The following is a 12,963-nucleotide window of genomic DNA, read 5'->3' as shown; positions in this document are numbered from 1 at the left end:
AGCCATGTGCAGTCCCTGTGGGAGCTGGCTTGCCGGCGATGGGCTGCACAGCAGCCCCAACCGACCATCGGCTTGGTGCTTGCTGAACTTCAGGGGCCGAAGTCGAGTCTCTTTGCTCGCTAGCCCGCAACTCTCCCTGTAAACTGCGGGGGTTTTTATCCCCCAATCCTTTCGGAGCCATACATGTCCCGCGTTACCCTGAGTCGCTATCTGATTGAGCAGACCCGCAGCAACAATACCCCTGCCGATCTGCGCTTCCTGATCGAAGTGGTGGCGCGTGCGTGCAAGGAAATCAGCCATCACGTGTCCAAAGGCGCCCTTGGTGGCGTGCTGGGCAGCATGGGCACTGAAAACGTGCAGGGCGAAGTCCAGAAGAAACTGGACGTGATTTCCAACGATATCCTGCTTGAAGCCAACGAGTGGGGCGGCCACCTGGCCGGCATGGCTTCCGAAGAAATGGACAACGCCTACCAGATCCCGGGCAAGTACCCGAAAGGCGCCTACCTGCTGGTCTTCGACCCGCTGGACGGCTCGTCCAACATCGACGTCAACGTTTCGGTCGGCACCATCTTCTCGGTACTGCGTTGCCCTAACGAATACCTGAGCCAGAACGAAACCCTGAACGAAAATGCCTTCCTGCAGCCAGGCACCCAGCAGGTCGCCGCCGGTTACGCCATCTACGGCCCGCAGACCATGCTGATCCTGACCCTGGGCAACGGCGTCAAGGGCTTCACCCTGGACCGCGAACTGGGCAGCTTCGTCCTCACCCACGAAAACATCCGCGTGCCGGAAAGCACCGCAGAGTTCGCCATCAACATGTCCAACCAGCGCCACTGGGAAGCCCCGGTTCAGCGCTACGTGGGCGAATTGCTGGCAGGCGAGACCGGCCCGCTGAAGAAGAACTACAACATGCGCTGGATCGCCTCGATGGTGGCCGACGTACACCGCATCCTGACCCGTGGCGGCCTGTTCATGTACCCACGTGACGCCCGCGAGCCGAGCAAGCCGGGCAAACTGCGCCTGATGTACGAAGCCAACCCGATGTCCTTCATCATCGAACAGGCCGGCGGCGCCTCCACCAACGGTTACGATCGCATCCTCGACATTCAGCCAGAAAGCCTGCACCAGCGTGTGTCGGTAATCCTCGGCTCGAAGGAAGAGGTCGAGCGCGTCACCGCCTACCACAAGGAGTAAGTCATGCTCGCACCTTGGCAGCCGTTGCTGGAGTGGTGGTTCGGTTGGGGCACCAGTCCCCAGGCCGTGGCTGACGAGAAGAGCACGCTGTGGTTCGGCAAGCATCATGATGCCGAGGCCCATGCGCTGTTTGGCGAGCTGGTCGAGCATGCCCTGGCGGGTGGGCTCGACGAGTGGCAGCAAAGCCCGCAGGGCTGGCTGGGCCTGCTGATCCTGCTGGACCAGCTGCCGCGCATGATCCATCGCGACACGCCGCGTGCCTTCGAGGGCGACCGGCGTGCCCAGGTGGTGGCGATGCAGGGTTTGCAGAAGAACTGGGATTACCAGCTGCTGCCGATCCAGCGGGTGTTCGTGCTGCTGGTGCTGGAGCATGCCGAGGTGCTGGACTGGCAGAACCTGTGCGTCGAGCGCTACCAGGTGCTGCTGGACGAGCAGCCCGAGGCCAACCGCCGGTTGTTCGAAGGCTTCCTCGACTACGCCGAGCAGCACCAGCGGGTAATTGCCCGTTTCGGGCGCTTCCCGCACCGCAACCTGGTGCTGGAGCGGCCGAGTACCAGCGAAGAGATGGACTTTTTGCTGGAGCCTGGGTCCAGGTTCTGAGGCTTCGTGGCCTGCTGCGCAGGCCGTCGCGACGCAAGGCCGCTCCTTCACGGGGCGGCCTTTTTGTTTGGGCGGGGTAATTCTTTGTGATTAATCGCACAGTAGTGGCCATCCGACCAATGGCGTAGGGGTAGAGGAGGGAGGTCAGGGAACCTGGGAGGGTTTTTACCGTCGAAGGTCACTGCAGGCCACTCGCCTGTATCCCCTCTCCAGGAGTGTCCTTCATGTCGTTGCGTTCCCTCGCCCTGTTGTCGCTGTGCGTCGTCCTGACTGCCTGCAGCAAGATCAACCAGGAAAACTATTCCAAGATCAAGGCCGGTATGAACAAGGCCGAGGTCGAGCAGCTGCTCGGCACGCCGACCGAGTGCTCTGGTGCGCTGGGGATGAGCAGCTGCACCTGGGGGGACGAGAAGAGCTTCATCAGTGTGCAGTACGCGGCTGACAAGGTGCTCATGTATTCAGGGCAGGGTCTCAAATGAGGCGCCTGTATCTGCTGATGGGGGTATGCCTGGCGTTGCTGCTGGGCGGTTGTGCCGGCTCCGTGCACGACCCGCTGGCGCCGAAAACCGCGGGCAACATCGACCTCAAGCGCTACCAGGGCAAGTGGTACGAGCTGGCGCGCCTGCCGATGCGCTACCAGACCGGCTGCGAGCAGTCCGAAGCGCACTACAACCTCCGGCTCGATGGTAGCCTCGGCGTGCTCAACCGCTGCCGCACCATGGGTGACGAATGGCTGCGCGCCGAAGGGCATGCGAACATCCAGGAGCCGGGGCACACCGACAAATTGTGGGTCGAGTTCGACAACTGGTTCACCAAGCTGGTGCCAGGGGTGGCGAGGGGCGAGTACTGGATTCTTTATGTGGATGATCGCTACCGCACGGCGGTGGTCGGCAGCCCGGACCGCAAGCACTTGTGGATCCTGTCGCGTACGCCGACGCTACCGGCTTGGGAGCGCGAGAACCTGATGTCCAAGGCCCGGCAGCAGGGGTATGACACCAATCGGCTGATCTGGCGTGCGTCGGACCAGCAGATCGTCAAGAGGCACTGAATTTCTGGGGGCTGCTTTGCAGCCCATCGCGACACAAGGCCGCTCCTACAGGGGAACGCACATTCCTGTAGGAGCGGCCTTGTGTCGCGATGGGCCGCAAAGCGGCCCCAATAAACTCACCCCAACAGCTGTCGCAACACCTCGGCAAACGCCTGCGCGCTTTGCTCTTCCTGCGCATGCCGCCCCTGGCGCACCACCCACTGCCCATTCACCATCACATCCCGCACCTGGCGATCGCCCCCGGCAAACAGCCAGCGGTTGAGAATCGCATCCCCATCGGCCATGGCGATGTAAGGGTCCTGCCCATCGAGCACCAGCCAGTCGGCGCGCTTGCCCACGGCCAGTTCCCCGACCGCCTGCCCCAGCGCCTGCGCACCGCCCGCCAGCGCAGCGTCATACAACGTGCGCCCGACCATCGGCTGGTCGCCGCGATACAGGCGGTTACGCCGCTGGTCGCGCAGCCGCTGGCCGTATTCCAACCAGCGCAGTTCCTCCACCACGCTCAGCGACACATGGCTGTCCGAACCAATGCCCATGCGTCCGCCCTGCGCCAGGTAGTCCACTGCCGGGAAAATCCCGTCGCCCAGGTTGGCCTCGGTGGTCAGGCACAGCCCGGCTACCGCACCGCTGCGGGCCATGGCGGTGACTTCATCCGGCTCGGCATGGGTGGCATGCACCAGGCACCAGCGTGGGTCCACGTCCACGTGCTCGTACAGCCACTGCAGCGGGCGCAGGCCGCTCCAGGCCAGGCAGTCGTCGACTTCCTTCTGCTGCTCGGCGATATGGATATGCACCGGGCACCGCTTGTCGCTGGCTGCCAGCACTTCGGCGATCTGCCCGGGCGTCACCGCGCGCAGCGAATGGAAGCACAAGCCCAGTTGCTGCGCGGGTTGCGCGGCCAGCAGCGGGGCCAGCTGCGCTTGCAGTTGCAGGTAATGTTCGGTGGAGTTGATGAAGCGCCGTTGCCCGTCATTCGGGGCTTGGCCGCCGAAGCCTGCGTGGCTGTACAGCACCGGCAGCAAGGTCAGGCCAATGCCGCTGTCGGCTGCAGCCGCGCTGATGCGGCGGGACAGTTCGGCCGGGTCGGCGTAGGCCTTGCCGGCCTGGTCATGGTGCACGTAGTGGAACTCGGCGACCGAGGTGTAGCCGGCCTTGAGCATCTCGATGTACAGCTGACGGGCGATGACCTGCAGCTGCTCCGGGCTGATCTGGCCGACCAGGCGATACATCAGGTCGCGCCAGGTCCAGAAACTGTCGTTGGGGTTGCCGGCGACTTCCGCCAGCCCTGCCATGGCGCGCTGGAAGGCATGCGAGTGCAGATTGGGCATGCCGGGCAGCAGCGGGCCGGCTAGCCGCTCGGCGCCTTCGGCCGAGGCACCCGGTTCGATGCGGGCCACATGGCCATCACTGGTGACCTCGATGCGGACATGGCTGGCCCAGCCCGTGGGCAGCAGGGCGCGTTCGGCGAAGTAGGCGGACATCGGTGAAAATCCTGTTATTGTTAACTTGTATATACATATACAGGCGTTTGCCTGCCGGGTAAACTGCGGCAAGCTACCGCTCATTCCATTTGCACAAGGATCCAACGCCGTGCCGACACCACCTGTCTCCGCGCTGGTTGCCCAGATGGGCGAGGGCCCGGCTCCGCTGTACGCCCGGGTCAAACAGATGATCATCCAGCAGATCGACAACGGCAGCTGGCCACCGCATCACCGGGTACCCTCGGAGAGCGAACTGGTCAGCGAGCTGGGCTTCAGCCGCATGACCATCAACCGCGCCCTGCGCGAACTTACCGCCGAAGGCCTGCTGGTGCGCATGCAAGGGGTCGGTACCTTCGTGGCCGAGCCCAAGGGGCGTTCGGCGCTGTTCGAGGTCAACAACATCGCCGACGAAATTGCCGCGCGTGGCCACCAGCATAGCTGCCAGGTGATCACCCTCACCGAGGAAACGGCCGGTTCCGAGCGGGCCCTGGCCCTGGACATGCGCGAAGGCCAGCGGGTGTTCCACTCGCTGATCGTGCATTTCGAGAACGGCGTGCCGGTGCAGATCGAGGACCGCTACGTCAATGCGGCGATTGCCCCCGACTACCTCAAGCAGGACTTCACCCGGCAGACGCCTTACGCCTACCTGTCGCAGGTGGCGCCGCTGACCGAGGGTGAGCACGTGGTCGAGGCAATCCTGGCCGAGCCGGAAGAATGCCGCCTGTTGCAGATCGAGCGGGGCGAGCCCTGCCTGCTGATCCGCCGTCGCACCTGGTCCGGCCGCCAGCCGGTGACCGCCGCGAGGCTGATCCACCCCGGTTCCCGTCATCGCCTGGAAGGACGTTTCAGTAAATGAGTCAGCTGCAGTTGTTGCGTGCGCAGGGCTACCCGCGCATGCCGTGGAAGAACGGTGGCGGTTTCACCGAAGAGATTACCCGCGACAGTGGCGAAGGCCTGGACGGCTTTGGCTGGCGCTTGTCGATTGCCGATATCGAGGAGTCCGGCGGGTTTTCCACCTTCGCCGGCTACCAGCGGATCATCACCGTGTTGCAAGGTGACGGCATGCGCCTGCTGGTCGACGGCCAGGCCAGCAGGCCGTTGCTGCCGTTCGATGCTTTCGCCTTCAGCGGCGAGAGCCAGGTCAGCTGCAAGCTGCTGGGCGGGGCGATCCGCGATTTCAACCTGATCTACGCACCGCAGCGCTACCGGGCGCGGTTGCAGTGGTTCGATGGCACCAGCCGCTTGTACAGCTCGGCGTCGACGGTGTTGCTGTTCGCTGCCAGCAGCCAGGTCGAGGTTGGCATTGCCGGGCGCGAGACGCAGCGGTTGGGGTTGTATGACTGCCTGCGGCTGGAGGGCAATGACCAGTTGCTGGGGTTGGATGTGCAGGGGCGGTTCTGCCTGATCGAACTCGTTTCACGTTGAGATAGCCGGGGGCCGCTGCGCAGCCCTTCGCGGGCTTGCCCGCTCCCACATGTACAGTGCACGCCTTGAAGGCAGTGGAGCTCTCTGTGGGAGCGGGCAAGCCCGCGAAGGGCCGCGCAGCGGCCCCATTTCTTTTGCCGCTCAGCGGAAAAGTCCAATTATTTTGGTTGTCCATGCTTGTACATACAAGTAAAGGTGTGTTTGTATATCTACCACGACATACCCGCCCGCGGACGACCGCAGAGGACCTTTCCCGTGACCGACAACAACAAATACCGTGACGTTGAAATCCGTGCCCCACGTGGCAACAAGCTGACTGCCAAAAGCTGGCTGACCGAAGCGCCACTGCGCATGCTGATGAACAACCTCGATCCACAGGTCGCGGAAAACCCGAAAGAACTGGTGGTGTACGGCGGTATCGGCCGCGCTGCCCGTAACTGGGCGTGCTACGACAAGATCGTCGAGACCCTGACCCGCCTGGAAGACGACGAAACCCTGCTGGTGCAGTCGGGCAAGCCGGTCGGCGTGTTCAAGACCCACAGCAACGCCCCGCGCGTACTGATCGCCAACTCCAACCTGGTGCCGCACTGGGCCAACTGGGAACACTTCAACGAACTGGACGCCAAGGGCCTGGCCATGTACGGCCAGATGACCGCCGGCAGCTGGATCTACATCGGCAGCCAGGGCATCGTCCAGGGCACCTACGAAACCTTCGTCGAAGCCGGTCGCCAGCATTACGGCGGCAGCCTTAAAGGCAAGTGGGTACTGACCGCCGGCCTGGGCGGCATGGGCGGCGCCCAGCCACTGGCCGCCACCCTGGCCGGTGCCTGCTCGCTGAACATCGAATGCCAGCAGAGCCGCATCGACTTCCGTCTGGAAACCCGCTACGTCGACGAGCAGGCCACTGACCTCGACGACGCTCTGGCACGCATTGCCAAGTACACCGCCGAAGGCAAGGCCATCTCCATCGCCCTGCACGGCAACGCTGCTGAAATCCTGCCAGAGCTGGTCAAGCGTGGCGTGCGCCCGGACATGGTCACCGACCAGACCAGCGCCCACGACCCGCTGAACGGTTACCTGCCAGCCGGCTGGACCTGGGAACAGTACCGCGACCGCGCGCAGACCGAGCCGGCTGCAGTGGTCAAGGCCGCCAAGCAGTCGATGGCCGTGCACGTGCAAGCCATGCTCGATTTCCAGAAGCAGGGTGTTCCGACCTTCGACTATGGCAACAACATCCGCCAGATGGCCAAGGAAGAAGGCGTGGCCAATGCCTTCGACTTCCCGGGCTTCGTGCCGGCCTACATCCGCCCGCTGTTCTGCCGTGGCATCGGCCCGTTCCGCTGGGCGGCGCTGTCCGGTGATGCCGAAGACATCTACAAGACCGACGCCAAGGTCAAGGAACTGATCCCCGACGACGCCCACCTGCACCGCTGGCTGGACATGGCTCGCGAGCGCATCAGCTTCCAGGGCCTGCCGGCACGTATCTGCTGGGTTGGCCTGGGCCTGCGCGCCAAGCTGGGCCTGGCGTTCAACGAAATGGTACGCAGCGGCGAGCTGTCGGCACCGATCGTGATCGGCCGTGACCACCTGGACTCCGGTTCGGTGTCCAGCCCCAACCGTGAAACCGAAGCCATGCGCGACGGTTCCGACGCTGTCTCCGACTGGCCGCTGCTCAACGCCTTGCTGAACACCGCCGGCGGTGCTACCTGGGTTTCGCTGCACCACGGTGGTGGTGTGGGCATGGGCTTCTCCCAGCACTCTGGCATGGTCATCGTCTGCGACGGTACCGATGAAGCCGCCGAGCGTATCGCTCGCGTGCTGACCAACGACCCAGGGACCGGTGTGATGCGTCATGCCGATGCCGGTTACGACATCGCCATCGAGTGCGCCAAGGAGCAGGGCCTGGACCTGCCGATGATCACTGGCTGATCGCCACGCTTTGGATCGCACCCCACAAGGGGTGATACTGAACAACAAGAAGGAGCACGCAGGCACTCACAAACGGGCCTGCGGCTCCACGCGATTGGAGTAGTGAAGTGACCGAATTGACCCTCAAGCCCGGCACCTTGACCCTGGCCCAGCTGCGCGCCATCCATGCCGCGCCCGTGCGCCTGCAACTGGACGCCAGCGCCGCGCCAGCCATCGACGCCAGCGTTGCCTGCGTCGAGCAGATCATTGCCGAAGACCGTACCGCCTACGGCATCAACACCGGTTTCGGCCTGCTGGCCTCGACCCGCATCGCCAGCCACGACCTGGAAAACCTGCAGCGCTCGCTGGTGCTGTCCCACGCCGCCGGTGTCGGCGCGCCGCTGGATGACGACCTGGTGCGGCTGATCATGGTGCTGAAGATCAACAGCCTCAGCCGTGGCTTCTCCGGCATCCGTCGCAAAGTCATCGACGCGCTGATCGCCCTGGTCAACGCCGAAGTCTACCCGCACATCCCGCTGAAGGGTTCGGTGGGCGCATCCGGCGACCTCGCCCCGCTGGCGCACATGTCGCTGGTGCTGCTGGGTGAAGGCAAGGCCCGCTACAAGGGCCAGTGGCTGCCAGCCACCGAAGCCCTGGCCGTGGCCGGCCTCGAGCCGCTGACCCTGGCCGCCAAGGAGGGCCTGGCCCTGCTCAACGGCACCCAGGCGTCCACCGCCTATGCCCTGCGTGGCTTGTTCCAGGGCGAAGACCTGTACGCCGCTGCCATCGCCTGCGGCGGCCTGAGCGTCGAAGCCGCACTGGGCTCGCGCTCGCCGTTCGATGCGCGTATCCACGAAGTGCGTGGCCAGCGCGGCCAGATCGACACCGCTGCCTGCTTCCGTGACCTGCTGGGCGACTCCAGCGAAGTGTCGCTGTCGCACAAGAACTGCGACAAGGTCCAGGACCCGTACTCGCTGCGCTGCCAGCCGCAGGTCATGGGCGCCTGCCTGACCCAGCTGCGCCAGGCCGCCGAGGTACTGGGCATCGAAGCCAACGCCGTGTCGGACAACCCGCTGGTGTTCGCTGCCGAAGGTGACGTGATTTCCGGCGGTAACTTCCACGCCGAGCCGGTGGCCATGGCCGCCGACAACATCGCCCTGGCCATCGCTGAAATCGGCTCGCTCAGCGAGCGCCGTATCTCGCTGATGATGGACAAGCACATGTCCCAGCTGCCGCCGTTCCTGGTGGAAAACGGCGGGGTCAACTCGGGCTTCATGATCGCCCAGGTCACCGCTGCTGCCCTGGCCAGCGAGAACAAAGCCCTGTCGCACCCGCACAGCGTCGACAGCCTGCCGACCTCGGCCAACCAGGAAGACCACGTGTCGATGGCCCCGGCTGCCGGCAAGCGTCTGTGGGAAATGGCCGAAAACACCCGTGGCGTGCTGGCCATCGAATGGCTGGGCGCCTGCCAGGGTCTGGACCTGCGCAAGGGCCTGAAGACCTCGGCCAAGCTGGAGCAGGCGCGCCAGGCGCTGCGCAGCGAAGTGCCGCACTACGACCGTGACCGTTTCTTCGCGCCCGACATCGAAAAGGCCGTGGAACTGTTGGCCAAGGGTCGCCTGACCGGCCTGCTGCCGGCTGGTGTGCTGCCAAGCCTGTAATGCCCCCAGGGGCCGCTGTGCGGCCCATTCGCAGCACAAGGCTGCTCCTACAAAGGCGACGCGCTCCCTTGTAGGAGCAGCCTTGTGCTGCGAAAGGGCTGCAAGGCAGCCCCCTTCGATCTCACGACCACAAAAACAATTTAAGGACGTGACATGCAACAAGCTCAAGGTCTAAAGCGCGGGCTAAGTGCCCGCCACATCCGTTTCATGGCCCTCGGTTCCGCCATCGGCACCGGGCTGTTCTACGGTTCCGCCTCGGCCATCCAGATGGCCGGCCCGGCCGTGCTGCTGGCCTACCTGATCGGCGGCGCCGCCGTGTTCATGGTCATGCGCGCCCTCGGCGAAATGGCTGTGCACAACCCGGTCGCCGGCTCGTTCGGCCACTACGCCAGCACCTACCTCGGCCCCATGGCCGGCTTCATCCTCGGCTGGACCTACGCCTTCGAGATGGTCATCGTCGCCATCGCCGACGTCACTGCCTTCGGTATCTACATGGGCTTCTGGTTCCCGGAAGTGGCCCGCTGGATCTGGGTGCTGGGCATCGTCTTCCTGATCGGCGGCCTCAACCTGTGCAACGTCAAGGTCTTTGGCGAAATGGAATTCTGGCTGTCGCTGCTCAAGGTCGGCGCCATCGTGGCGATGATCCTGGCCGGCCTCGGCATCATGGCCTTCGGCTTCAGCCAGGTTGGCACCGGGCAGGCCGTGGGTGTCAGCAACCTGTTCGACCACGGCGGCTTCATGCCCAATGGCGTGGGTGGCCTGATCGCCTCCTTTGCCGTGGTGATGTTCGCGTTCGGCGGCATCGAGATCATCGGTGTCACCGCCGGTGAGGCCAAGGACCCGCAGCGGGTCATCCCCAAGGCGATCAACGCCGTGCCGCTGCGCATCCTGCTGTTCTACGTGCTCACCCTGTTCGTGCTGATGTGCCTGTTCCCATGGCCGCAAATCGGCAGCCAGGGCAGCCCGTTCGTGCAGATCTTCAGTAACCTGGGCATCGGCTCTGCCGCCGCGGTGCTGAACATCGTAGTGATTTCTGCCGCGATCTCGGCCATCAACAGCGACATCTTCGGCGCCGGCCGCATGATGTACGGCCTGGCCCAGCAAGGCCACGCACCGCGCGGCTTCAGCAAGCTGTCGAAGCACGGCGTGCCGTGGATGACCGTGGTGGTGATGGGTGCTGCGCTGCTGATCGGCGTGCTGCTCAACTACCTGATCCCGGAGAACGTGTTCCTGCTGATCGCCTCGATCGCTACCTTCGCCACTGTGTGGGTGTGGCTGATGATCCTGCTCACCCAAGTGGCCATGCGCCGCAGCATGAGCCGTGAACAAGTGGCCCAGCTACAGTTCCCGGTACCGTTCTGGCCTTACGGCCCGGCCATGGCCATTGCGTTCATGGTGTTCATCTTTGGCGTGCTCGGTTACTTCCCGGATACCCAGGCGGCACTGCTCGTCGGCGTGGTCTGGGTGGTGTTCCTGGTGGCGTCCTACCTGCTGTGGTGCAAGCCGCGCGCAGGGCAGGGCAAACCGGTAGCGGAACCGGCCGAGCTGCACCGCTAAGTACAGGAGTCAATGTATGAGAACCGTCTGGCAGCACTGCCATGTGGCAACCATGGCCGAGGGCCGTTACTCGGCCATCGAGGACGCGGCCATCGTCACCGACGCCGGGCTGATCGAGTGGATCGGCCCACGCGTCGAGCTGGCGTCGGTCGATGCCGAGCGTACGGTGGACCTGGGCGGCGCCTGGGTCACCCCGGGGCTGATCGACTGCCACACCCACGCGGTGTTCGGTGGCAACCGCAGCGGTGAGTTCGAGCAGCGCCTGCAGGGCGTAAGCTATGCCGAAATCGCCGCACAGGGCGGTGGTATCGCCAGCACCGTGCGGGCTACCCGTGCGGCCAGCGAGGACGAGCTGTTCGCCAGTGCTCGCCAGCGGGTCCAGGCGCTGATGCGCGATGGCGTGACCACCATCGAGATCAAGTCCGGCTACGGCCTGGACCTGGCCAACGAGCGCAAGATGCTGCGTGTAGCCCGGCGCCTGGCCGACGAGTTGCCGCTGGCGGTGCGCGCCACCTGCCTTGCAGCCCATGCCTTGCCGCCGGAATACGTCGGCCGGGCTGACGACTACATCGCGCACATCTGCGACGAAATGCTGCCGGCCCTGGCCGCCGAAGGCCTGGTGGACGCAGTGGATGCCTTCTGCGAACACCTGGCGTTCTCCCCGGCCCAGGTCGAGCGGCTGTTCATCAAGGCGCGCGAGCTGGGTCTGCCGGTCAAGCTGCACGCCGAACAGTTGTCGTCGCTGCACGGCTCCAGCCTGGCGGCGCGCTACCAGGCGCTTTCGGCTGACCATCTGGAATTCATGACCGAGGAAGACGCCATTGCCATGGCAAAAGCCGGCACGGTCGCCGTGCTGCTGCCGGGCGCGTTCTACTTCCTGCGCGAAACCCAGCTGCCGCCGATGGACGCCTTGCGCCGCCACGGCGTGAAGATTGCCCTGGCCAGCGACCTCAACCCCGGCACCTCGCCAGGGTTGTCGCTGCGGCTGATGCTGAACATGGGCTGCACCTGCTTCCGCATGACCCCGGAAGAAGCCCTGGCCGGTGTCACCGTGCACGCTGCCACGGCGCTGGGCCTGGGCGACAGCCACGGCTCGCTGGAAGTGGGCAAGGTCGCCGACTTCGTCGCCTGGCAGATCGAACGCCCCGCCGACCTGGCCTACTGGCTGGGCGGCGACCTGCCCAAGCGCGTGGTGCGCAAGGGCCACGAGATTTCCAACTGAGTGAGGCACGATGGACAAGGTACTGAGTTTTCACCAGGGGCGCCTGCCGCTGCTGATCAGCATGCCCCATGCCGGCCTGCAACTGTCGCCGGCGGTACGAGACGGCTTGGTCGACCAGGCGCGCAGCCTGCCGGACACCGACTGGCATATTCCACGGTTGTATGACTTTGCCCGTGACATGGGCGCCAGCGTGGTGGCGGCGGAGTATTCCCGCTTCGTCATCGACCTGAACCGGCCGGATGACGACAAGCCACTGTACGTTGGTGCCACCACCGGCCTGTACCCGGCCACGCTGTTCGATGGCGAGCCATTGTTCAAGGACGGGTTGGTGCCGACAGGCGAGGAGCGCAAGCAGTATCTGGAGCAGATCTGGCGCCCCTACCACGACACGATTCGTCGCGAGCTGGCGCGGCTGCGCGAGCAGTTCGGCTACGCCCTGCTGTGGGACGCCCATTCGATCCGTTCGCTGATCCCGCACCTGTTCGACGGCAAGCTGCCGGACTTCAACCTGGGTACTTTCAACGGCGCCAGCTGCGACCCGGCTCTGGCCGAACGGCTGAAAGAGGTGTGCGCCCAGGCCCAAGGCTACAGCCATGTGCTCAATGGCCGTTTCAAGGGCGGGCATATCACCCGGCATTACGGCGATCCGGCCAATTACATCCATGCGGTGCAGCTGGAGCTGGCGCAGAGCACCTATATGGAAGAGACCGAGCCGTTCGATTACCGCGAAGACCTGGCACGGCCGACACAGGAGGTGTTGAAGCAGCTTCTGCAGGCAGTGCTGGACTGGGGCAAGGCACATTACGGGCGGTGAAGTTCGCCAGTAAGAATGGCGACGCGATGCAGGCCATGCGCGTCGCCAGTCAC

General features: G+C 64.6%; 12 protein-coding genes. 11 read left to right on the top strand and 1 reads right to left on the bottom strand.

Annotated features, from left to right (window positions below):
• Positions 1-183: 183 nt before the first annotated feature.
• From CAG44_RS00800 to CAG44_RS00785, 4 genes are all read left to right on the top strand, one after another.
• A complete protein-coding gene (locus CAG44_RS00800; protein WP_025340932.1) occupies positions 184-1,194 on the top strand; it encodes a class 1 fructose-bisphosphatase in 1,011 nt (336 codons plus the stop codon).
• A gap of 3 nt (positions 1,195-1,197) precedes the next feature.
• Positions 1,198-1,794, top strand: coding sequence for a DUF924 family protein (locus tag CAG44_RS00795; protein WP_085587764.1), 597 nt, complete (start codon positions 1,198-1,200; stop codon positions 1,792-1,794).
• 224 nt (positions 1,795-2,018) lie between these two features.
• Positions 2,019-2,273: an outer membrane protein assembly factor BamE gene (gene bamE / locus CAG44_RS00790; protein ID WP_003249234.1), complete on the top strand. Its 255-nt coding sequence runs from the start codon at positions 2,019-2,021 to the stop codon at positions 2,271-2,273.
• Entirely contained in the window at positions 2,270-2,842 is a 573-nt protein-coding gene (locus CAG44_RS00785) for a lipocalin family protein (RefSeq protein ID WP_085691413.1), read from the top strand. The genes bamE and CAG44_RS00785 overlap by 4 nt, the downstream gene beginning before the upstream one ends.
• 116 nt (positions 2,843-2,958) lie before the next feature.
• Here CAG44_RS00785 and CAG44_RS00780 read toward each other — a convergent pair whose 3' ends face one another.
• Positions 2,959-4,323, bottom strand: coding sequence for a formimidoylglutamate deiminase (locus CAG44_RS00780; RefSeq protein ID WP_085691412.1), 1,365 nt, complete (start codon positions 4,321-4,323; stop codon positions 2,959-2,961).
• A gap of 145 nt (positions 4,324-4,468) precedes the next feature.
• Between CAG44_RS00780 and hutC the strand changes: the two genes are divergently transcribed.
• The 7 genes from hutC to hutG all read left to right on the top strand — a co-directional run bounded on the left by hutC (position 4,469) and on the right by hutG (position 12,910).
• Positions 4,469-5,179, top strand: a complete 711-nt coding sequence (gene hutC / locus CAG44_RS00775; protein WP_013974563.1) for a histidine utilization repressor — start codon at positions 4,469-4,471, stop codon at positions 5,177-5,179.
• A complete protein-coding gene (locus CAG44_RS00770; protein WP_013974562.1) occupies positions 5,176-5,748 on the top strand; it encodes a HutD family protein in 573 nt (190 codons plus the stop codon). Before hutC ends, CAG44_RS00770 begins: the two co-directional genes overlap by 4 nt.
• 255 nt (positions 5,749-6,003) lie before the next feature.
• Positions 6,004-7,677 carry a urocanate hydratase gene (gene hutU / locus CAG44_RS00765; protein ID WP_013974561.1) on the top strand — a complete coding sequence of 558 codons (1,674 nt, stop codon included), beginning with the start codon at positions 6,004-6,006 and terminating at the stop codon, positions 7,675-7,677.
• Positions 7,678-7,784: 107 nt separating this feature from the next.
• Positions 7,785-9,317: a histidine ammonia-lyase gene (gene hutH, locus CAG44_RS00760; RefSeq protein WP_003259868.1), complete on the top strand. Its 1,533-nt coding sequence runs from the start codon at positions 7,785-7,787 to the stop codon at positions 9,315-9,317.
• A gap of 153 nt (positions 9,318-9,470) precedes the next feature.
• Positions 9,471-10,874: an amino acid permease gene (locus CAG44_RS00755; protein WP_023663049.1), complete on the top strand. Its 1,404-nt coding sequence runs from the start codon at positions 9,471-9,473 to the stop codon at positions 10,872-10,874.
• A 16-nt stretch (positions 10,875-10,890) separates the two neighbouring features.
• On the top strand, positions 10,891-12,096 hold the full coding sequence (gene hutI / locus CAG44_RS00750; RefSeq protein WP_085587773.1) for an imidazolonepropionase: 1,206 nt from the start codon (positions 10,891-10,893) through the stop codon (positions 12,094-12,096).
• Positions 12,097-12,106: 10 nt separating this feature from the next.
• Positions 12,107-12,910 carry an N-formylglutamate deformylase gene (gene hutG / locus CAG44_RS00745; protein WP_085691411.1) on the top strand — a complete coding sequence of 268 codons (804 nt, stop codon included), beginning with the start codon at positions 12,107-12,109 and terminating at the stop codon, positions 12,908-12,910.
• Positions 12,911-12,963 lie beyond the last annotated feature (53 nt).

The organism is Pseudomonas sp. B13(2017) (genome assembly GCF_002113245.1).
GTDB classification, from domain to species: Bacteria; Pseudomonadota; Gammaproteobacteria; order Pseudomonadales; family Pseudomonadaceae; genus Aquipseudomonas; species Aquipseudomonas putida_Z.
Note: the sequence above shows the minus strand (reverse complement) of the source record. Positions and strands in the feature narration are given on the sequence as shown.